Source organism: Magnetospirillum sp. WYHS-4 (assembly GCA_039908345.1).
Classification (GTDB): Bacteria; Pseudomonadota; Alphaproteobacteria; order Rhodospirillales; family GLO-3; genus JAMOBD01.
Genome location: JAMOBD010000027.1, coordinates 32,160 through 53,148, shown reverse-complemented (window position 1 = coordinate 53,148; position 20,989 = coordinate 32,160). Strand labels below are relative to the sequence as shown.

Here is a 20,989-nt window from a genome sequence, read left to right as displayed (position 1 = left end):
TGCACGCCTTCTTCGATCCGGCGACTTCGTCTCTGACGTACGTCGCGTGGGATGAACTCACACGCGACGCGGTCGTGATCGACCCCGTGCTCGACTACGATCCCGCGACGCACTTGACGAGCGCGCACTCGCTCGATCGCGTGAGCCGCCTGGTCCGTGACCTCGATCTCAACGTACACTGGATTCTCGACACGCACGCGCACGCCGACCACCTGACCGCGGGTCGCGAGTTGCGTGCGCGGATGCCGGGCGCGCGCTGGGGCATGGCCTCGGCGCTGGGCGAGGTGTTCTCGCGCTTCCGCGAGGTGCTGGAGGTCTTCAGCTAGATGGCCGAAGACGCCGCCTCCAAGACAGAAGAGCCGACACCCAAGAAGCTCGAGGACGCGCGCCGCAAGGGCGACGTCGCCAAGTCGCTCGATATCCCCCAGCTCGCGTCGCTGGCAGCCGCCTTCGGCGTGCTCGCCGGCGCCCGGACCGGCACCCTGGAAATGATCTCGCCCGGCATGCGGCGCGAGGTGGTGGACGGCGTCGACAAGATCCGCGGCGCCTACACCGCAGGCAACGTCGCCACCCTGCTGGACCTGCCTTTCGCCCTCGTTTTCGTCGGCATGCTGTTCCTGCTGAGCCCGCCCATCGCCGTCGTGGCCTCCACCGTCATCACGCTGGTGCTGCTGGGCAGCCTGGCGTCTTCCGCCAGCCTGGCTTCCCGCATGAAGGACCTGGCGGTGGCGGGCGGCAGGCGCGGCGGCCTGATCGCATCGGCCATCGTCGCCGCGGACACCATACGCGCCTTCAATCTGGGCGGGTTCGTCCGCCAGGCCTGGGAAACGGAAGACGCGCGCCAGCGCCGCCTGGCGACCGTCATCGGCCTGCGCCAGGGCCTCCTGCAATCCGCCACCCAGACCGGCCAGGCCCTGATGGCGGTGGCCGTGATGGCCCTGGGCGCCGTGTTGGTGGTCAAGGGCGAGTTGAACATCGGCGCCCTGATCGGCTGCAACATCCTGGCCGGCAAGGCCCTGGGGCCCATCGTCTCCTTCGCCAAGCTGGCCGAGGCCTTCGCCAAGGCGGGCCACGCCGGGGCCATGATCGGCGAATTCGCCCGCCTGCCCATGGAACGCCTGCAGGGGTCCAAGCTTGCCCATTACGCGGGCGCCCTGGAATTCCGCGACCTGGCCTTCGCCTATCCCAACGCCAAGGGGCCTTTGTTCGAATCCCTCACCCTGCGCCTGGAGCCGGGCAGCCTGCTGGTGGCGTCGGGAGGCAACGGCACCGGCAAGACGACCCTGGCCCGCCTGCTGCTGGGCCTGGTGGAACCGACGCGCGGCCAGATCTTCATCGACGGCGTCGACCTGGCCCAAGTCCTGCCCGAATGGTGGCGCCGCCAAGTGATCTACCTGCCGCAGGAGCCCCGCTTCCTCAACGGAACGCTGGCGGAAAACATCCGGGCGGTCAATCCGGACCTGGACGACGAGGCCCTGTCGGCCCTGATCGACCAGGCGGGCCTTCGCGACTTCGTGTCCCGCAGCGCCGCAGGCTTGGCGAGCGAAATCACGGGCCACGGCGACAACCTGGCGCTGGGTATCCGCCGCCGCCTCGCCCTCGCCCGGGCCCTCGCCCACGACGGCATGCTGGCGGTGATCGACGAACCGGGCGAGGGTCTGGACAAGGAAGGCGTCGCAAGGGTCAACGCGGTGCTGATGGACCTGGCCCGGCGCGGGCGCACCATCGTGGTGCTGACCCACGATCCGTCGACGATCCGGGGCGCCCGCTGGGTGGTCGATCTGAACGCCAAGCCGGTGCCGCGCGTCCAGGCGGGGGACACGCCATGAACGGGGAAGGGCCGGAAGACGCCGTCGGCGCCGCGACGCGGGCCTTCTTTTGGCTTTGCGTGGCCCTGGTGGGCGGGTTTCTCGCCTGGGCCGGCATCGGCACCCTGGAGGTGGTGAGCACCGCCATGGGCGAGGTCATCCCCTCCACCCAGTTGAAAAGCGTCCAGCACCTGGAAGGCGGCATCGTGCGCGAGATCCATGTCGCCGAAGGCGACCGGGTCGAAGCCGGCCAGCCCCTGGTCAGCCTGGAACCCACATCGACCGGCGCCGACGTGGGCGAGTTGACCGCCCGCCTGGCCTCGCTGAAGGCCGACATCGTCCGCCTGGAAGCGGAAGCCGCGGGGGCCACGCAGATCGCCTTTCCCGCCGACTTCGCCGCCGATCATCCGGGCGCCGTGCGCGAGGCCAGGAGCCTTTTCGATGCCCGCCGCGCCCGCATCGAGGGCCAGATCGCCCAATCCCAGGAAACCGTCGCCCAGCGCGAGCAGCAGGTGCGGGAAATCTCCGCCCGGCTGGGCAATACCCGCGACAAGCTGAAGCACCTGAACGAGCAGGTGAAGATCAGCGAGGAACTGCTCAAGGACGACCTGACCAATCGCATGGTGCATCTCAACCTCTTGAAGGAGCAGTCGGGCCTGCGCAGTTCGGTGGCCGAGGACGAAGCCGCCCTGCCGCGCCTTCAGGCCTCGATCCGCGAGGCCCGCCAGCAGATGGAAAACATCCGCACCGGCTTCCACGAGGAAGTTCACGGCGATCTGGAAAAGAAGCGCCGCGACCTGGAAGAACTTTCCGCCCGCTTCCGCAAGTTCGAAGACAGCCTGACCCGCACGGTGCTGCGCGCCCCGGTGGCGGGGCTGGTCAAGACCCTTTACGTCGCCACCTTGGGCGGGGTGGTGAAGGCCGGCGGCTCGGTTGTCGATCTGGTGCCGGAAGGCGACCGCTTGGTCATCGAGGCCAAGCTGCCGGTGCAGGACGTGGGCTACGTCCATCCCGGCCAGACTGCGGTGGTGCGCCTCGCTTCCGCCGACGCGGTGCGGCTGGGCGACATCGAAGGCAAGGTGGTCCAGGTCAGCCCCGACGCCTTCCAGCAGGAAAAGGGCGGCGCCTATTACCGGGTGCGGATCGAAACCGGCCGCGACTACTTCGAACGCAAGCAGTTGCGCTACAGCCTGGTGCCCGGCGTCCAGGTCCAATGCAACATCCGGATCGGCCAGCGCACGGTGATGGAATACCTGCTGGAGCCGTTCCTCGGCACCTACCACATGGCACTCAGGGAGCGCTGATGAGTATCTGGGGCAAAGTGATCGGCGGCGTGGCGGGCTTCGCCATGGGCGGGCCCCTGGGGGCCCTGGCCGGCGCGGTGGCCGGGCATGCCTTCTTCGACAAGCGGCGGGAGGAAGAGGCTCCGCCCGCGCTGGGCTACGATGCCGAACGCCAACTCGCCTTCACCATGGCGGTGATCGTGCTGGCCGCCAAGATGGCCAAGGCCGACGGGGTGGTCAGCCGCGACGAGATCGCCGCCTTCCGCGGCCTGTTCCACATTCCGCCCGACGAGATCGGCAATGTCGGCCGCCTGTTCGACGAGGCGCGGGCCGACGCCGCCGGCTTCGAGCCCTACGCCGCCCAGATCGCCAGCCTGTTCGCGGGTCAGCCGGCGGTGCTGGTGGAACTTCTGGACGGCCTGTTCGCCATCGCCAAGGCGGACGGCGCGATCCACGAGGCCGAACTGGACTTCCTGCGCCGGGTGGCGGCGATCTTCGGCTTCGGGCCGCAGGCCTTCGAACGCATCCGCCAAGCCCACATGCCGCCCCAGGAAGCGGACCCTTACGAAATCCTTGGCGTCGAACGGGGTGCCGCCGATGCCGCGATCAAGGCGGCCTGGCGGAAGCTCAGCCGCGAAAACCACCCCGACCGCCTGGTCGCCCAAGGCCTGCCGCCCGAGTTCGCCGAACAGGCCAACCGTCGCATGGCCGCCATCAACGCCGCCTACGACCGCATCGCCAAGGAACGGGGCATGAAATGAAGCCCCGGGACGGCTGGCTGCTGGCGACCGTCCTGGTGGTCTGGGCGCTCAACATGGTCTTCGCCAAGGCCGGGCTGGCCCAGATTCCCGCCTTGCTGATGATCGCGCTCCGCTTCGTCCTGGTGGCACTGCTGCTGGCGCCCTACCTGCGCCGTCCGCCGACGTCGATGAGGGAACTGGCGATCCTGTCCGGCCTGGTGGGCGTCGTCCATTTCGGACTGTTGTTCAAGGGCCTGGAAGGCGTGGGTGCCGGACCGGCCTCCATGGCCTCCCAGACTTTCGTGGTCTGGGGCGCCGTGCTGGCCTGGCTGTTCTACCGGGAGAAGCTGCGGCCCTTGCAGATCGCCGGCATGGCCCTGGCCTTCGCCGGGGTCGCCGTGCTGGCCGGCGAGGCGCCCGACGGCCGTGACGCTCCCTCCTTCCTGATGGTGGTGGCCGCCGCCTTCACGCTGGCCTACGCCACCATCCGCATCAAGCGGCTGGGCGACGTCCATCCCATGGCCCTGAACGCCTGGATCGCGCTGTTGGGGGCGCCGCAACTGCTCGCCGTCTCCCTGGTGGTCGAAAGCGGCCACCTGCCGGCGCTGGCGGCCGCCGACTGGCGGGGCTGGGGCGCCACCGCCTTCATGGCCGTCGGGGGGACCATCGTCGGCCACGGCCTGTGGTATCATCTGGTCAAGCGCTACCCGGTGAACGTCACCGTGCCGCCCACCTTGCTGTCGCCGGTGCTGGCGGCGCTGTTCGCCGCTTGGCTGCTGGATGAGCCCTTGGGCTTGCGTTTGCTGCTGGGCGGGGCCATGACGCTGGGCGGCGTGGCCGCCATCCAGGTCTTCCAGGCGAGAGCCGCGCGATGATCGATCTGCCGTCCCCCAACTGGAACAACCGCCCGGCAGGAATCGCTGTCGATATGCTGGTGCTGCACTACACCGGCATGCGGACCGCCGCCGAGGCTCTGGCGAGGCTGTGCGATCCGGCGGCCGAGGTCAGCGCCCATTACGTCGTCGACGAGGACGGAACACTCTATCGTCTGGTGCCGGAGGATAAGCGGGCCTGGCATGCGGGCTTGGCTTCCTGGGGCGGGCGAAGCGACGTCAACACCCGCTCGCTGGGCATCGAACTGGTCAATCCCGGCCACGAGTTCGGCTACCGCCCCTTTCCCGAGGCCCAGATGGCGGTGCTGGAAGCCTTGTGCCGGGACATCCTGGACCGCCACGCGATCCCGCCCGCCAACGTGGTGGGCCATGCGGACGTGGCGCCGCGACGCAAGGCCGATCCGGGCGAGATGTTCGACTGGCGCCGCCTGGCGGCCAAGGGCATCGGGCGCTGGCCCACGGGCGCCCGCTTGCGAATGGCCCCGCCCGACGAGGTGAAGGCCTGGCTGGCCGCCTGCGGCTACGAGACCGAAGACCCGGCCGCCAGCCTGACTGCCTTTCAGCGCCACTTCCGGCCGACCCGTTGCGACGGCCACCCGGACCCGGAGACCGTCGGCCTGTTAGCGGCCTTGGCGATCTAATCCGGATTTCTCGTGTGATACTGGCCAACCCTTGAAATGACTCGTTGGCCGGTTGGTTCTCTAACCGGTGTCAATGCCTGGCACTCCACCTTTCCGCCTGATTCGGTCGAGATGCCCAATCGGGGACCTGGTTCTCTCCGCAGACCTCGGGCGGAGTTAGCCGCACCCTGGCTCCCGCCAGTTCCTGACCACCAAGCGGGGCGGTTCGGCGCTCCACGCGGCCTGTTTCTCGGCTTCATCCTGTCGGGTTCCCGGCTTCGCCGACAAGATCGTCTCGACGTACGCCCCCGGCATGCCTACGCCGGAAATCCATGGCCACCTGCGCAATTTCGGGGCGGGGATGCCGGACGGGCCCTCCCCGGTGGAGCACGGGCCCGTCCGACGGATTATTCCACGTCGACGTAGAACAGGTGGTCGCCGATGACGATCTTGGGCGAGCGCCGCCTGGCCCAGGGAGGAGTAATACCCCGGGCGTGGTAATGGGTGGCACCGCCCGTGGGATCGGAGAGCCGACCTTCGATGGCGTCGCGGGCGATGCGCAGGCAGACGGCGAAGACCTTGTTTCGCGCGGTGGCCTTCAGCAGCGCCTCGCGGTTGGGATCGTCCGCGTTCCAGCACGAGAATTGCCAGGGCTTGCGGCACACTTCGGCCACCGTGTTGCCCCACCAGTAGCCACCCTTGCGTCCGCGCGCCTTGCGAACCCGGTTCATCACCAGGCAAGCGATGGCTTCCCTGCCTTCGGCCGGCTCGCCGCGGGCCTCGCCGTAGAGAGTGCGGGCGAGAACGTCGATGGCCTCGCTTTGCGGCTGGGGCCCGGTCATGACCAAGCTCCCTTGTGGTCGCGGGGGCTACGGTCGAGCTTGTCCTCGATCCGCACCAGATGTTCGGTGAGGCGCTTCTCCACTTCCTTGAGATAGGAGATGGAAGCATAGTGCTGCGCTACCTCCAGCTTATAGGCCGACAGCCGTTCCTTCTGAGCGGCGACATCGGCATCGCAACGTTGCCGACACGCGTCGAAAGACTGATCCAGATCCTGGCGGTTGCGCCAGATCATCCAGAACAGTCCCGCGAGCGCAGGAAGCTCGACGACCGTGATCCACCAGATCAGGTCGACGGTCCAGGTTTCCTTCATGGACGTGACTCCGTGGTTGGTTGGAAAGGAAAAGCCCCGCCGGAGCGGGGCTTCGTGAGGGCACCGATGGTGCCGATTTCCCCGACGATGAGGAAATCTGTTGCCTCGTATTCAGATCTCGAAATCGAGGCCCGCCTTCCATCCCGCGGTGCCTGGCCGCCATCGACCCCGCGAGCGGATGTCGTCGGGGTCGGCCAGGCGCGCCAGGCGGACCGGTTCGGTAAGCAGGCAGCCGGCTACCGCGTCCAGGCCATCGTCGGGACCTGACCCTTGGGCGGTCCATTCCCGCATCTCGGTGATGAAGGGCGTCGACCAGACCTCGCGGTGAACATGCAGCCGTCCGGCTGCCAGGACCGCATCGAAGGCGTCGATGATTCGCAGTTCCTTGTTCCGCGTGCTCGTCATTTCGACGACCGCGCAGGCCAGGCCGGCGGCACGCAACTCGCGGCGCAACAGGCCCGGAAGGAACTTACCGAGACCGTTGCTTTCCAGACGTACGGCCGGCAGGAAGAATTCGTCGGCGAAGGCGGCAACCTGGCGGCAAAGCTGAGTCGCCTCGTCGACCTCGGCAAGCTTGGCCGGATCATGGCGCAGGTAGCGTATGCGGTGCAGCCAGTAGTCGCCGTCGGCATCGGTGAAGACGGCGGCGACGACGCTGGCATCTCCCTTGCCGGGAGACCCGTACGCGGGGTCCCACCAGCAGGAGGCCGAGACTAGTCGGTGCCCGCCCAGAGAGAGGGTGGCTTCGCCGTTGCCTTCGGCATAGACAAGATCGTCGGTGTATTCCCGCAGCTTATCGGGATCGAGCCGGCCTTCCGCCAAGCTGGTGGGCCTGAGCATCATCTGGCTGTCGAACTTGTTGGGACCGGTACGACGCCGGATGGCCTCGATCTTCGCGGCAGGGAAGCGTTCCGGCCACCGGCTTTCGCCCTTCTCGTCGACGACAGCCAGTTCCAGACGACGGAACCCGGCCAGGAAGGGCGCTTCCTCGCCGGTCTCCCGCCGCACCTCCTCGGCGTAGATGGTGTAGAAGGTGTGGGGTGTACCGACATAGAGCTGCAGACCGCCCGGCACCAGGACGTAGTCCAATTCGTGCAGGCGTTCGCGCAGGTCGGCGCGCTTGTTGACGCTGTCGCAGGTATTGGGCACCTCGACGTCGTCGCAGATGATGACGTCGGCGCGCGAACCGGTGACGTTCGCCCCGATGCCTTTGGCGAGCATGGAAGGATCGCGCAGTTCGGCCGGGCGCTTGACGGTGAACTGGTCGGAGGCCCATTGGTCGGCTCGTTCGGGCTTCAAGCCCTTGGTCAGCGGGTGGCGTTCGATGATCCGCTTGACGTTGCGCACCATCTTGCGGGCCAAAGCCAGATCGGCGGCCATCACGAGGATGCGGAGGTTGGGATCGCGCCCGAGCAGCCAGGCACAGAACAGGCCGACCAGGGTGGACTTGCCGCTGTTGCGGAAGGCCATGAGCAGCAGGTGATGATGGCGCGCCCGCCAGCTTTCGTCGAGCCAGCGCGCCATGCGGATGTGAAGGTCTGGGGTCTTGAGCGACTGGCGTTCGTTCCAGATCCAGACGAAGGCGGAAAAGTCGGCTTGGGGATCGGTCATCGGAATTTTCCCTCGAAAGGAAGAGGGCGCCGCCCCTCGGCTGCGGCGCTCTCCTGGTTCAAGCTTCTGGGTCTTCCCCCTCGCCCAGGGCGGCCCGCGCGCGGGCGATCAGGGACGAGGGGTCTTCGTCGGCAGGCCCGCCCGGACCGGACATCCTGTCCGACCCGTCGACCCAGCGGGCCAGCTTGGCCAGCAGGTCCAGGTGGCCTAGGGCGGCCCGGCAGGCGGCATGGTATTGCGCCGCCTCCTTGGCATCGGCAGGCGGCGGGTCCTTGGCCAGGGCCTCGTAACCGGCCATGGCCGCCGCGATGAGGGCGGGCAAGCGCAGGGACAGCACCCCCCGCGCCTCTTCGATGGTGGCCGGACCGCTGGCCTTCTTACGTGAACCCGCCATGGTCAAAAGTCCGGCCACAGATCGTCGTCGCCGATCTCCAAACCGGGCTCGGCGGCAAGCCGAACCTCAATGGCGTCGGACGCCGCGCGCACCGACTTGATCCAGGCCCAGGCGGCATCGATCAAGGCCGCTTCGGCCTGTTCGGCCTCGGTCCAGGTCGCCTCGCCGCGGCGTATCAGTTCAACGGCACGTGCCGTCATGTTGGCCTGCCTCCACTCCGGAAAGCGGGCGTTGATACGCCGACGGGCCTCCGCCTTCACCCGCAAGACGGGGGAAAGCGGCTTCTTCATTCTTCTAGCGGTCATCGCATCAATCCTTCCATTGCAGGACCACGCCGTGGACCTGGATTTGCTTGCCGTTGGCGGTTTCGATCCGGTACTTCATCGCCGACCCCGACGGTTGGGCGGAAATGTCGATGTCGGCGTCCTCGTAAAGGGTCGTGCCGTCGGCCAGGGTTTCGACGGCCATCAGGGTCGCGGCCGTCCAGGTCGTGCCGCCGTCGCGGCCGACCTTGCCGACGAGATCGGTGTTGATCGTGATGCCGTCGATGGGCTTGGTTTGGATCGCCAGCCGGGCCGTGGCGGGCACGGCGTCGGCCGTGAAGGCGGACGAGACGAGGGTCATGTCCGACGGAGACGCGGCGGCGTAGGCCTTGGCCTCGCCGAGAGTGACCGACGATCCGCCGAGAATCTGCGTAACGGTAAGCCGCCAGTACTTGTAGGTCGTCGAATTCGCGAACGTCCACTCACGGGTCTCAGGGATAGCCCAGTTCGACAAGCCGGACAGGTCGAGGAACGTCACCTCCTCCCCGGCGAACGCCCCGGTATTGCTGGCCTTGAGCGAGAGGGCGCCGGGACCGTAGTTGCCGGACGATGAAGAGTTCGACAGCGAGAACTTGGAGATCACCTCGCCGGAACCCGAGAAGGTATAAGTCCAGTATTGCGGCGCTGCGGTACCGGTCCACCAAGTCGCCTCGTTGCCGTCAATCAAATTGCCGGGCGTTCCCGCCGGAGACGAAGCGGAGCCATTCCCCGTGGTGAACAGGTTGATGCCGTATCCCGAAGCGGTGTTGTGGTAGTAATCTTCGGTTGCGTCGTAGGTGGCGCCTGTCTTGGTGGCCACGTCGGTCTCGTCGGCGAAGGGATCGGCGATGCCGTCGACCATGTTGTAGCGGTCGCCCTTCAACTCGGCGATGGACAGGGCGAACAGACGGTCGTTTTCCGACGTGCCGCCGGTCTGAAACGCAATGGCCTGCGCGACGCGGAGCGGCGTCATCGCGACGCCGTTGTCGGTGCCGGCTTCGGCTTCGGCCTGGGAGGCGATGGGCACGTCCAGGGTTCGGGTCTCGTTGCCGCCGTCGTTCTGGGTAGTCAGTCCCGCCAACCCGCTGGCCAGTAGCTTGGCCTCAAGATTCCCGATCATGGTGTCGTTGGCCGAAACCTTGATACCCCCGACTGCCGCCTGAGCCTCGTCGCGGGCCTGTTCCGCCCCGTCGCGTGCGGAGGCGGCGGAGCCTTCCGCAACCGCTGCCGCCGCCGCGCTAGATGCCGCGTTGGCCGCATGAAGCGAGGCATTGGCGGCATCGGTCTCGATCTCGGCCAAGCTGCGTGACGATACCGCGACGTTTCCGTCGACGTCGAAGGCCATTATCTTCATCGACCGTGCCGCCTTGGCCGGCAAGGTCAGCGTTGCGGCCACGTCGGTATCGCCCAGGCGGATCGAGCGGCCGAGATCGTCCGCCACTTGCTGGGCGAAAGCCGTTTGGCGATCAAGTTCATCGTTGATGGTCTTGGCACGGAAGTCACCAGATTCTTGGAAATCGGTGGACCGTTGAATGGCCAGCTTGCGCCGCAGGGTCACCACCGCCCCGCCGACGGGCGCGGCGGAAAGTCCGATGGTGCCGCCGTTGGACGTGCCGGCGCCGGTCACCGAATAGTCGGCGTTCAGCACCTTCTTCACCGTATCAACGTAGACCTCGATATCGGCGACGGCGAAGACGGGAAAGGGGTAGGTAAACAGGGTCTGTACCCCGTCCGCGACGTACTGGATGCGGGGGGAAACGTCCCCGATCTGGATGTGTTCGGTCATTTCCGGAATTCCCTATTGCTGAGAGAGAAGGTTCTTGCTGGGCAGGAACCGCTTGGCGTTGGAAAACAGCCACTGCATGCGCCGGTGGGAGGCATCGAGTAGGTTCTGCTGGCGCTTGTAGGCGGTGCTTTCACCGATCTCGTCCAGGCGCATCTGGGCCAGGCTGCGGTTGGCTTCCGCCTCGTCGTCGAAGGTAGAGGCGAGGCCGTCCAGGACCGCCTGGCCGGAGCCGGAGCCGGAATCGAGCCCCATGGCGCCGAACCGGGCGCGCTGGGTGCCGAGCGCCTGGCGCTGCTGCGCCGCCAGACGCTGGTTCTTCATGGCCGTGGCCTGCTGGATCTGCTGGGCCTTGGCCTCGGCTTCGGCGGCGATGGCGCGCCCTTGCAGCTTGGCCGACCGGTCGCCCTTGAACAGATCGGCAATGTCCATCGCGGCCTCGAGGGGGTTCATGTTCCCCATAAGTCACTCCTTAGGTTGCGGGTGGATGGAAATCAGCTGTTGGCGGCCAGTTCGGTGGTCACCGACAGCAGGTTGAAGGCCAGCGGGGCGTCGTCCTCGATGCGCCACAAGGGTTCGATCCCGCCCCGGCGCCAGCCGTAGGCACGGATCTTCTTGTCGCCCGTGAAGACGGGGGCGGGGGCGTCGAGCACGGCGTCCCCGAAGCGCTTGAACGGAACGCGGACGAATCCGCGCCCGACATCGATGCGCAGGGAGGCGGTATCCTCCATGCGCAGCGTGATCGCCACGGGACGGATACGCGTGCCCTGGATATTACCCCCCTGCCCCGCCAAGGCGGGGACCAGGGGCTCGATCAGATGGCTATAGGGCAGCCCGATCTGGACGTCGCTGGCGGCCTCGTCGAGAATCACGGTGCCATCAGAAACCACGGCAGGCGGGCGGATGGACCCGTCCGCCACGATGCTGACGGTCTGGCCGTCGAGGTGGTCGAAGCCCTCCCAGGTGGATGTCGGGGTCGCGCTGGACAGGGTGAGACCCGAATCGACGTTGAGCGTCCCGTCGAGCCTTTCGATGAAAACCCCGTTGGCCCGTTCCACCAGCAGGTAGAGCGTCTTGCCCACCATGGCGAGCGACTTGAAGCTGCCCGGGGTTTGCTGGAGACTCCAGGCGGTCACCTTCTCCGCCCGGTAGACCGTCACCGTGCCCAGCGTCCCGTCTTCCATCACCAGATGGAACAGGCGGCGCCCATTGTCGTAGTCGGCGGCCAGCGGGTCGATCACCAAGTGGTCGGCCAGCAGGGCCAGATCGAGGGCCTGGTAGGCCTGTTCCACGTCGGCGAACAGGAATTCCCGCAGTTCGTGCCCGCTGCGGGCGACGAACAAGGTGGCGCCGTCCACGTCGCGGGGCGGCACGGTGCGGTCGATGGGCGACCCGATCCGGGTCTGCCGGTTCAACTGCACCTTGCCGGGGGTCAGCGGATCGCCGGTGACCATCCATTCGGCGCCCGAGGTGAAGACCTGCAGGTGCCGGCCGGAGAAGACGGCGCGGATGGCATTGACGTGATCGGACAGGATGGCGAATTCGATCGCCTCGTCGTCCAGGCCTTCCCCCAGATCGAAATTGAACAGGTCGGACGATTTGGACAGCCACAGCCGGTTGGGCAGATCGCGCGCCCCGCCGATCACCATGCGGTCCTGGTGGAAGCAGACGGTGGCCGGCCAGCCGCGCAGCGAGGAAAAGGCCTGCTCCTCCCAATCCTTGGTCGCCTTGGTGTCAACGAGGTTCTGCTTGGCCGTTGCCGTGGCCTGGGTCGCCGAGGCCACGGCGGTGATCTCCACCTCCTTCTTCTGCAGGCGAAAGCGCGTCCCCACATGGGCCGCGTCGAAGACGGACGCCGACGCGGTCAGGGTGATGGTCCCCGAGGTGGTGTTGGGCTGCAGCGTCACCTCGTCGGCCGCGAACTTGTGGTACGGCTGGCGGATGACGTCGTAGGTATCGGTATCCTTGTCCTTTTCGGATACGAAGACCCAGTCGACGATGCTCCAGACTTCTCCGGGCGCGCGGGTGATCTTCCTCGGCTTGACCTCCGGATGGGTGACCAGCAGGGTATCGGCCGTCTGCGTCCAGTAGATCTGGGGCAACTGGGCGGCGGTCCAGGGAGTCGCGATATCGGCGATCCGGATGCCGTCCTTGTAGACGTCCAGGTGCTGGTCGGTGAACAGCAGAAGATAGACCTGCTCGGTGTTGAACTCGAACGCGACGAGGCGGCCCAGGCCCCTCGCCGTCTCCACGTAGCGCAGTCCGTCGCGCCGGCTGACGCCGCCGGTCGCATGGACGAAGACGTTACGCAGCTTGGCGGCGCCGTTCTCGTAGGCCGAAAGGTCGCCGCGCCCCAGCAGGCGGGACGTGATCTCGCCGCTGGTGAACTGGGTCTTCTCGACGCGCAGGAGTGCCATGTCAGTACCTCGCATTGATCAGGGTGAAGTCCTCGATGCGCCCCGGCGTGTCCTGTTGCGCGTCGATCTGCTTGGCGCGCGAGAACTCGTTTTCGGCCATCTTGTAGAGAGCCTCGGAGCGGGTCGTGCTGTCGGTCAGCGGAATGCAGAATTCGGCCGCCAGGCGCGCGATCAGGGTCTGATCGAAGAAGGGGGGGAATTCCTGCTCGGCCGGCCGGAAGATGTAGGTCAGCACCACGTCGGGAGAATCCGTATGCAGGCGGTTCTCCGCGATGCGGTAGCCGACGCCGTGGCCCCGGCCTTCGGTGCCCGCCGAAAGGGCACGCAGGAAGTCGGCCGGAAGCTGGTAGGCATAGGCGAAGTCGGCCACCGGTTCCGCCACCAGGCGGGGCAGGGTGACCTGGCCGGTGGCGAAATTCCAAGGGTGGCTGGACAGCAGGGCGTCGCGGACAGGGGGGTACAGGTTGGCGGCGATTTCCGCTTCCGCCGTCCCTTCGTCGAAGGATGCGATGCTGTTGGCGCCCAACTTCAGCAGGGCGCGCGAACAAAGGGCGATGGCGCTGAGAGCCATGGGATGTCTCCTCGTTTGACAAAGAAAAACCCCGCCGGAGCGGGGTGGACGAACGGCACCGGAGCGCCGGTATCGTGAACCGAAGGTGTGGCGGTATTCGTCGGTGACCCAGGCGACGTACTTGGGGTCCTGGTATGTCCAGTAGCGGGGGTCCCTTTGCAGGGCCTTCAGTTCGTCGTGGGTGAGCTTCAGGCGCTGGCCCAGGGCGGCGGCGAGTGCGCGGCGGACCTCGGTCAGCGCCGGAGCGTTCTCGGCCAGGCCGGCCGCGTTCAGGCGGCCCAGCAGATGGGGCCCGAAGGCGCGCACCGCGTCCCGCGACAAGACGAAGGCGCCTTCGGGCAGTTCGGCCGGCAGGTCGTCCTGACGCCGCGCCCAGTCGCCGTCCGCGACAAGGCCGCCCGCGGTCCGCGGCGTGCGGCCGGCGGCGTCCTCGGGGAAGGCGAAGCGATATTCGGTGGCGTAGCGCGACCGCGTCTTGTCGCAGGTCGGGCAAGGGTTCCAGTAGTCGCGGTCGGCGGCCATGCGCTTCTTGAGCACCTCTTCCGCCAGCGGCGGGCCGTCGCCGACGATTTCCGCCAGCTTGTCGCGCAGGCGCCGCACCGTCTCGGGCGAGCGGGCCAGGCGGTTCATCCCCGCCACCAGGGCGGTGTCGACGGCCCGCACCGTGACGGGGGCCAGCACGAATTCCCCTTCCTGGACGATGGCCGGGCGGACCGCGGTCCGGGGATCGCCGTCGGCCGGCACCTCGCCGCCCCGGTGGAAGAGAAGACCGAAGGGATTGTCCTCGTCCTGCCGGGGGGCCGCATCGGCGGCCATTTGCAGGGGCTGCAGGTCGGGGGATTTCTCTTCCTCCGGCCGCTCCCGTTCCTCTTGTTGCCAGAGACCTGCCGGTGCCTCCTGCTTTTCCTCGTTCCGCTCGGCCTGCTGCCAAAGCTTGGGGACCGGGGCCGCCTCGGGGGCTTCCGACCGGCGGTCGCGGCCGGGAAACAGGTCCTTCCCCGGCTGAGGGGGCCGGGAGTCTTCCGCCCCTTCCGGCGGGCTTTGGGACGGCAACAGTTGCCGCCGCTTTTCCTCGCCCCATTCGAAGAAGCGCTTGTCCAGTTCGTCGGCCAGCGCCCCGCCGGCGTCCTTGAGCACGCCGCCGGCGTTCATGATGTTTTTCAGATAGCCGGCGGGATCGGAGACGAAACCCTTGATGTCGTTGGCCTTATGTTCGATATAGGACTCCCAGAAGGACTCGCCGGATACGTCCTTGGTCGGCGCCCCGGCGTAAAGGCTCCAGCCTCCGCCCATCACCTTCTGCAGGTACTCGGGAGTGTAGGTGCCTTCGGGGAGCTTTTTTTTCTCAAAGACCTTCCGGTGGTATTCAACGGTTTGCCCGGATTTGACCCGGATATCGCCATATTCGTGGAAGTTTGCCTGTCGTGTGCGCAGGTCCGCCTGGGCGATCTGGGCCTGGATGGCCTGGCGCTCCTCCTCGGTGGGCAGGCGCCCCTGGGAGACCTGGAAGGCCTGGTCGAGGCGGCGGTTGGCGACCACGCCGGCGACGCCCCGGTTGGCCTGCACGTCGGCGGCCAGGTTGGCATAGGGATCGTGCCGGCCCATCAGGCGCCAGTAGCCCTGCAGGTCGCCGTCGGCCAGCAGCCGGCCGCCCTGCTCGAGGGCGGCGGCCGGATTATTTCGCTTGTCCATGGGTGTAGACTCCGTTTTCGCAGAAGTTGTAGGTCAAGGGGCCGGAAAGCTCCGGCACGAAGAAGCCGCAGACGATGCCGAAGACGCGGGCGACGATCTCGTCGGTCCGTTCCAGGTGCATGCGTTCGAAGCGAAGCGAAAGCTTCACGTTATCGACCAAGGGGAACTGTCCCTCGCAAAGAGCGTTAAGTTCCTCGCCCGTGGCACTTCGCCCGCGCTGCTGGTCACAGTCGAGAGCCACTTTCCTTTCGCCATCGATCCGCACCAGAATCTCATGCTCCGCTTGCCAATCGGGACAGCGGAGGAATCCGGCAACTTCGCCCTGGCAGGTGGCGAGGAACTCGGGGGCGTAATACTTGACGAAAGCCCCCGGATTGAACTTTATCGCTTGCAGGTAGAAGTCGACTTTTACCGCCTTGTCCCTGGTATAGGGCCCCAGGTCGGGCAGCAGGGCGCCCATCAGGATCGGGCCGGGAGACTTGGCGCCGAACCACTGCTCCCGCAGGGACAGGTAGGCGCGGGGAATGCGGAACCTGCGCCCCATCACGTCGAATTCGGCGATCTTCATGCTGTCGGTATGGTCGAAGGGCGAGCGCAGCGCCTCGGCAAGCCACAGCGCCGCCGCCAAAAGCGAACGGTGTCGGCACGACCTTACCATGAACGGATACTTGCAGCCTCATGGGTCATTCAAGGTTGCGGACATGGAAAAGCCGCCGCGGCGATCGCCGGGGCGGCGGGAAGGCGGCGGGCGCAGTTGTCCCGGTCACGTCGCGACTTTATGGCCGCCGCGGGCCGTGGTCAAGATATTTATTCGAACACAACGATTTTCTTCTCCGTGTTCGCGCTCGATAGCGCTCACGGCCCGAAGGCGTGGCGGTATTCGTCGGTGCCCCAGGCGACGTACAGGGCCTTCGGTTCGTCGTGGGTGAGCTTCAGGCGCTAGCCCAGCCCTTTCGTAGTCCTGCCGGGCCGCGGAAGGCGCCGCTCCGGGGGCGGGCGAGGCCGGGACGCCGCCGGCGACCGCCGCAAGAGCTTCGTATTCTTCCGCCGACAGGGGCCGCAGCCTGGAACTGCTCGCGCACGTTCGGACGCAGACGCCCGTCCGGCATGATCGGCAGGTAGCCCAGGCCGATGGCCGGAGAACGGGTGTCGAGGTTGTAGAAGGATGGCTTCGGGAATTCATGCCTTGCCAGCCACTTGGTATAGGACGCAATCGCTTCCTCACGCTTTCCCATGACGGGCCTCCCGTGCTTGATGTGGACAAAAAGAAGGCGGCACCCTTGGCGCCGCCGGAATCGGTTCGAAATGAACCTAACGAAATCTATCGTCTGAGGTGCATCAGGTCGTAGTGTCGTTGTGGAGATATGAAATTATGTTGCGTCCCATAATAATCACGCCGTCCCTGGAGTTGCTTCAAGGCATCGACTTCCGAAAAAAATACCTCGAAGGCAAGAAGGCAGGCAGAGATGGGATCCGTCTGCCAATCCTCCGGGAAATGCAGGCGTGCCCACTTTCCCATCTTGGACATATAGGTCCCCGCCTTGAAGGGCGTGAGCAGTTCCCAGTATTCCCGTCCCTTGTCGTCATAATGGCGCTTGAAGGGGATTTCGCCGTGGGCGCCCAGGACGACGGAATTCTCCTTCACTTCGAGGTCTCCCATTTCCTCGTCGGTGCCGCGCGAAAAGGGCACCCATTTGCCCTCGATCACCGTCGGGCAGCCGAACTTGCCGAGAGGACGGGTGTCCGGGGGCGGCAGATCGTCGCCCGCCGCCAGGGCCGCCCCCGCCGCCAGAACCGTCGCCATCGCCAATCCCAGGAACCGCATGCCGCCCTCTTCGCCTGACCTGACGGAAGGAATTCTATCGAACCTTTTGGGGAAACGCACCGGTCCGGCTACCTGGCGCCCTGCTCGAGGGCGGCGGCCGGGTTATTTCGCTTGTCCATGGGTGTGGACTCCGTTTTCGCAGAAGTTGTAGGTCAAGGGGCCGGAAATCTCCGGTACGAAGAAGCCGCAGACGATGCGCGTCGATGTCACGCGGGCCATGGCCGGTTCTCCTGCGAACGGTGTCGGCACGACCTTACCACGAACGGATACTTGCAGCCGTCTCTTCCGGTCCATCCGAACCGGAGTCCCGCCGCCACAGACCACTTGATCGACCGAAACCAACCCCCGCCTTTCCCCGCAACCCCAGAAGCCGCCGATCGACGCCATAATGAGAACTGCTGGGGCGTTGCCCGAGGCCTCGGCTTCCTCTAGCATCCACTGTCATGGCCCCCGGTTCGGATGCACTATCGCGGATTCTTCCCTGCCCCGACCTGCGGGGCGGCAGTATCGTCAATGGCAGGGACGATGGAAACCTTTGGACCACGGAAATCCAATGCGTCCTGGTAGGGGAGGACGGGGAGACGCTGTACCTGTCCCATGAGTGCCGATTCGAGTCCGTGGCCTTCGGGCCGGAACCGCCCGCGGAAGGCGAGACCCTGATCAAGCGCCGCCAGCCCTTTTCCTTTCTGACGTTCACCCGGAACGGGCGCTTCTTCCATATTCCCCAGCCCGACACTTTGTTCGGCGAATCCTTGACCCGGGGAACCCGGCGCATCGATGTCGACGGCGGATTCGTCTTCCGGCCCCACTCCCAGGAGGATTGGGCATCGCGGGTCTCCTGTTCCTGGGGAGAAGGCGAGGAAGTCTCCTTCTCCCAGCTTTCGGCCGATTTGCACCGAAAGGCGGTTCCGGTCCGCGATCTTTTCGTTCGCGCCCGCTTTGGACTGTCCGGACGGCAATGGAGCCTCTACTGCCCCTGCCGTTACCTGAATTTTCCGGGGCCGCGCCTTCCCGGCGGCCCCTATTTGCAGCCCATTTCAGGCCATGTCCTGGTTCCCGTGGAAGACAGCTTTTCTGCCGGCTACCTGGTGGCCGGAACGGACGGGGACCGGGTTCGCATGGAATTGGCCATGCCCTGCTATCGCGACGCGGCCGAGGTCCTGGGGCGCTCGCTGGCCTTGGGGCCCGAGGAATCGGCCCTGATGGGCCGTATGGCCCAATTGTTCCCTGCTCATGTCGGGGTCTACGATCTGGTATTTCCCGTCGACGGCGATGTCGCCTTCTATCGTCAGAAGGGGTAGGGTGAGACGCCGATCGCCGCCTCGTGGCCCCAGAGGATCAGGCCGTAGAGCGCCAAGCCGCCCAGAAGGCGCCAGAGGCCGATGCCAGTCCCGTGAAGCCGCGCCCGTCCGGCCAATACCGCCGCGAAGGGGATATTCGATGTCCCGATTGCCAGGCGGAGCCATTCCTCCTCGCCCAGGTGGCGGCGGCGCTTGGCGTCCAGGCTGGCCGGTCCCATCGATCCCAGGCCGAGCAGCAGGCCGAACAGCAGAATCGAGGCCAGATCGCCGTTGGGTGCCAGATGAGCCGCCGCCCACAGGATGAAGGCCCACATCAGGGGATGGCGGGTGATGGTCACGATGCCCGGCCGCACCGGATCGTAGCCCTTGCTCCCGGCCCCTACCGACAGGGGGTTGGGAGCGCTCAGGCCCGCCACCAGCAGGATGCAGGCGAAGGGCATGACCGCCAAAGGCACCCAGCGCAAAGACGTGGCGAAGGGCCAGACTTCGATGTAGGGCGCGCGGGCGTAGGCAATGCCCAGCCAGACGACGATCGCCAGGGTGAGCGCCGTATAGGCGATCACGTAGGCCACCTCGCCCATGCGCCGCACCAGCCCCTCCCGGATGGGCCGCCAGGCCGGGATGGCATGGGCCAGAATGAAGACGGCCGTGGCGGCGAACAGTTCGCCCATCAGAGGTCGGGGACTTCGATCCCCTGCTGGCGGCAGGCGGCGACCACCGTGTTGCGCAGCAGGCAGGCGATGGTCATCGGGCCGACGCCTCCCGGCACCGGGGTGATGGCGCCGGCCACGGCCGAGGCGGCCTCGAAGTCCACGTCGCCCACCAGACGCGTCTGGCCAGGCCCCTTTTCCGGGGCCTCGATGCGATTGATGCCGACGTCGATCACCACCGCGCCCGGCTTGATCCAGTCGCCCTGGATCATGCGCGCCCTGCCGACGGCGGCGACCAGAATGTCCGCCCGCCGGCATTCTCCGGCCAGATCGTGAGTCCGGGAATGAGCGATGGTAACCGTGCAGCTTTCTTTGAGCAGAAGAGCTGCCATGGGTTTTCCGACGATGTTGGAACGTCCGACCACGATGGCCCGCTTGCCCGACAGGCTGCCCAGTCGGTCCTTGAGCAGCATCAGGCACCCCAGGGGCGTGCAGGGCACCAAGGCATCGTCGGCGCCCACCGCCAGCTTTCCGGCGTTCACCACATGGAAGCCGTCCACGTCCTTGGCCGGGTCGATGGCGTCCAGGATCGCCTTCTCGTCGATCTGCCTCGGGAGCGGCAACTGCACCAGGATGCCGTTGACGTCGGCCCGCCCGTTCAATTCCTTCACCAGGGCCAGCAGGGTTTCCTGGGAGGTGTCGGCGGGAAGCTTGTGCTCGAAGGACCGCATGCCGGTCTCCAGGGTTTGCTTGCCCTTGTTGCGCACATAGACTTGGCTGGCCGGGTCCTCGCCCACCAGGACGACGGCCAGACCTGGGGTCAGCCCATGGTCGGCGGCGAGCCGGGCCACCTGCTTCGCCACCCGCTTGCGCAGTTCTTCCGCGAAGGCCTTGCCGTCAATGATCTCAACCATGACTATCCTCCATCCAGCGGCCGAGCCGCCGCACCAATTCCGCCGGATCGCCCACTACGCGCAGCACCTTGTTGCGGTCCGTGGCACCCAGGTGCACCGAGAAGGCGCTCTTGGGCAGTTTCCATGCCTTCGCGAGCAGCTTGACCACCGCCGCGTTGGCCTTGCCGTCCTCGGCCGGCGCGGTGACCGTGACCTTCAGCACCGACCGCCCCTCGGCGTCGGGATGGGTCCCGTGAATGCGGTCGTAAGGACCGCGCGGCGTCGCCCGGAGCCGGATCGTCACGCCGTCTTCGACGGCGGTGAAGAAAGCCTCAGCCGACAAGGCGGACCGCCGCCTCGACCAGGATGTCGCGCAGCAGTACCAAGCCCAGCACCAGGATGATCGGCGAGATGTCGAAAGTGCCCAGGCTGGGCAGGGCGTTGCGAATCGGCCGGAGCGCCGGCTCCGTAGCGCGAAACACGAAGTCCCCGATCGCGTAGACTACCCGGTTGCTGCTGTTGAGAACGCCGAAGTTAACCAGCCAACTCAGGACGACGCCGGCCACCACGACCCAAACATAGAGATCGATCACCGTGACCAGCAGCTTGACGACGGGGCCGACGATCATGTCCATGGGGGCGGTTCCTGTCCGGGTAAAAAAGCGCGGCCACCTTGCCCCGAAATGGCGTCGGGTTCAAGCTTGACAGGAGCCTGACCCTCCCGCCATTATCCGCCACCCTTTTCGAGGGGCCGTAGCTCAGTTGGGAGAGCGACGCGTTCGCAATGCGTAGGTCAGGGGTTCGAATCCCCTCGGCTCCACCATTTATCTGTTCGGGCCTGTTCGGGAAGCCTGAAAAAACAGCCAAAAAACAAAAGCTTGAACCCTGGCGGCTTTCGCCAGGGTTCGCTTGCGTTCGCCCATTTTCGGAATTATGGTGTGGACTCAGGTGTGGACTGGCAGGTCTAATTCCTGGTTTTTTGATCTATGGGCAAACTCACCGCCAAGACCGTTCAATCTGCGAAGGCTCCGGGACTTCTCGGGGACGGCGGCG

The 20,989-nt window shown here is 66.4% G+C and carries 23 protein-coding genes and 1 tRNA gene; 8 read left to right on the top strand and 16 right to left on the bottom strand.

Annotated features, from left to right (window positions below):
• From H7841_09545 to H7841_09520, 6 genes are all read left to right on the top strand, one after another.
• Positions 1-326 (top strand): MBL fold metallo-hydrolase (locus H7841_09545; protein MEO5337122.1); only part of this gene is annotated, 326 nt, incomplete at its 5' end.
• Positions 327-1,829, top strand: coding sequence for an ATP-binding cassette domain-containing protein (locus tag H7841_09540; protein MEO5337121.1), 1,503 nt, complete (start codon positions 327-329; stop codon positions 1,827-1,829).
• Positions 1,826-3,112, top strand: a complete 1,287-nt coding sequence (locus H7841_09535) for an HlyD family type I secretion periplasmic adaptor subunit (protein ID MEO5337120.1) — start codon at positions 1,826-1,828, stop codon at positions 3,110-3,112. The genes H7841_09540 and H7841_09535 overlap by 4 nt, the downstream gene beginning before the upstream one ends.
• A complete protein-coding gene (locus H7841_09530; GenBank protein ID MEO5337119.1) occupies positions 3,112-3,852 on the top strand; it encodes a TerB family tellurite resistance protein in 741 nt (246 codons plus the stop codon). Before H7841_09535 ends, H7841_09530 begins: the two co-directional genes overlap by 1 nt.
• Entirely contained in the window at positions 3,849-4,706 is an 858-nt protein-coding gene (locus tag H7841_09525; protein ID MEO5337118.1) for an EamA family transporter, read from the top strand. The genes H7841_09530 and H7841_09525 overlap by 4 nt, the downstream gene beginning before the upstream one ends.
• A complete protein-coding gene (locus H7841_09520) occupies positions 4,703-5,365 on the top strand; it encodes an N-acetylmuramoyl-L-alanine amidase (GenBank protein ID MEO5337117.1) in 663 nt (220 codons plus the stop codon). The genes H7841_09525 and H7841_09520 overlap by 4 nt, the downstream gene beginning before the upstream one ends.
• Positions 5,366-5,751: 386 nt before the next feature.
• On the opposite strand, the gene H7841_09515 is transcribed toward H7841_09520, so the two are convergent.
• From H7841_09515 to H7841_09460, 12 genes are all read right to left on the bottom strand, one after another.
• The gene (locus tag H7841_09515) at positions 5,752-6,186 is read right to left on the bottom strand and encodes a cell wall hydrolase (protein ID MEO5337116.1); all 435 of its coding nucleotides are present in this window, start codon (positions 6,184-6,186) and stop codon (positions 5,752-5,754) included.
• The gene (locus H7841_09510; GenBank protein ID MEO5337115.1) at positions 6,183-6,497 is read right to left on the bottom strand and encodes a hypothetical protein; all 315 of its coding nucleotides are present in this window, start codon (positions 6,495-6,497) and stop codon (positions 6,183-6,185) included. The genes H7841_09515 and H7841_09510 overlap by 4 nt, the downstream gene beginning before the upstream one ends.
• Positions 6,498-6,608: 111 nt before the next feature.
• Entirely contained in the window at positions 6,609-8,108 is a 1,500-nt protein-coding gene (terL, locus tag H7841_09505) for a phage terminase large subunit (GenBank protein MEO5337114.1), read from the bottom strand.
• Between the two features lie 58 nt (positions 8,109-8,166).
• A complete protein-coding gene (locus tag H7841_09500; protein MEO5337113.1) occupies positions 8,167-8,502 on the bottom strand; it encodes a hypothetical protein in 336 nt (111 codons plus the stop codon).
• A 2-nt stretch (positions 8,503-8,504) separates the two neighbouring features.
• Positions 8,505-8,807: a hypothetical protein gene (locus tag H7841_09495; GenBank protein ID MEO5337112.1), complete on the bottom strand. Its 303-nt coding sequence runs from the start codon at positions 8,805-8,807 to the stop codon at positions 8,505-8,507.
• 4 nt (positions 8,808-8,811) lie between these two features.
• Entirely contained in the window at positions 8,812-10,590 is a 1,779-nt protein-coding gene (locus H7841_09490) for a phage tail fiber protein (GenBank protein ID MEO5337111.1), read from the bottom strand.
• A gap of 12 nt (positions 10,591-10,602) precedes the next feature.
• Positions 10,603-11,040, bottom strand: coding sequence for a hypothetical protein (locus H7841_09485; protein ID MEO5337110.1), 438 nt, complete (start codon positions 11,038-11,040; stop codon positions 10,603-10,605).
• Positions 11,041-11,081: 41 nt separating this feature from the next.
• Positions 11,082-13,004, bottom strand: coding sequence for a hypothetical protein (locus tag H7841_09480; protein MEO5337109.1), 1,923 nt, complete (start codon positions 13,002-13,004; stop codon positions 11,082-11,084).
• Between the two features lies 1 nt (position 13,005).
• On the bottom strand, positions 13,006-13,575 hold the full coding sequence (locus H7841_09475) for a hypothetical protein (GenBank protein ID MEO5337108.1): 570 nt from the start codon (positions 13,573-13,575) through the stop codon (positions 13,006-13,008).
• Between the two features lie 1,675 nt (positions 13,576-15,250).
• A complete protein-coding gene (locus H7841_09470; GenBank protein MEO5337107.1) occupies positions 15,251-15,925 on the bottom strand; it encodes a hypothetical protein in 675 nt (224 codons plus the stop codon).
• A 274-nt stretch (positions 15,926-16,199) separates the two neighbouring features.
• Complete coding sequence (locus H7841_09465; GenBank protein MEO5337106.1) at positions 16,200-16,502, bottom strand: hypothetical protein; 303 nt, start codon at positions 16,500-16,502, stop codon at positions 16,200-16,202.
• Positions 16,503-16,588: 86 nt separating this feature from the next.
• The gene (locus H7841_09460) at positions 16,589-17,092 is read right to left on the bottom strand and encodes a hypothetical protein (GenBank protein ID MEO5337105.1); all 504 of its coding nucleotides are present in this window, start codon (positions 17,090-17,092) and stop codon (positions 16,589-16,591) included.
• A gap of 443 nt (positions 17,093-17,535) precedes the next feature.
• On the opposite strand from H7841_09460, the gene H7841_09455 reads away from it, so the two are divergent.
• Positions 17,536-18,393, top strand: a complete 858-nt coding sequence (locus H7841_09455) for a hypothetical protein (GenBank protein ID MEO5337104.1) — start codon at positions 17,536-17,538, stop codon at positions 18,391-18,393.
• Here H7841_09455 and H7841_09450 read toward each other — a convergent pair.
• Genes H7841_09450 through H7841_09435 form a run of 4 tightly spaced genes read right to left on the bottom strand, consistent with a single transcriptional unit; the run spans position 18,381 to position 20,571 of the window.
• Positions 18,381-19,064, bottom strand: coding sequence for an NnrU family protein (locus H7841_09450; GenBank protein MEO5337103.1), 684 nt, complete (start codon positions 19,062-19,064; stop codon positions 18,381-18,383). The two genes, H7841_09455 and H7841_09450, sit on opposite strands and share 13 nt — an antisense overlap.
• Positions 19,064-19,963, bottom strand: coding sequence for a bifunctional methylenetetrahydrofolate dehydrogenase/methenyltetrahydrofolate cyclohydrolase FolD (folD, locus tag H7841_09445; GenBank protein MEO5337102.1), 900 nt, complete (start codon positions 19,961-19,963; stop codon positions 19,064-19,066). The genes H7841_09450 and folD overlap by 1 nt, the downstream gene beginning before the upstream one ends.
• Positions 19,950-20,279 (bottom strand): DUF167 family protein, encoded by a 330-nt coding sequence (locus tag H7841_09440; protein ID MEO5337101.1) that lies wholly within the window; start codon positions 20,277-20,279, stop codon positions 19,950-19,952. The genes folD and H7841_09440 overlap by 14 nt, the downstream gene beginning before the upstream one ends.
• Positions 20,269-20,571, bottom strand: coding sequence for a YggT family protein (locus tag H7841_09435; protein MEO5337100.1), 303 nt, complete (start codon positions 20,569-20,571; stop codon positions 20,269-20,271). The genes H7841_09440 and H7841_09435 overlap by 11 nt, the downstream gene beginning before the upstream one ends.
• 112 nt (positions 20,572-20,683) lie before the next feature.
• Here H7841_09435 and H7841_09430 point away from each other — a divergent pair.
• Positions 20,684-20,759: transfer RNA gene (locus H7841_09430), tRNA-Ala, on the top strand.
• Positions 20,760-20,989 lie beyond the last annotated feature (230 nt).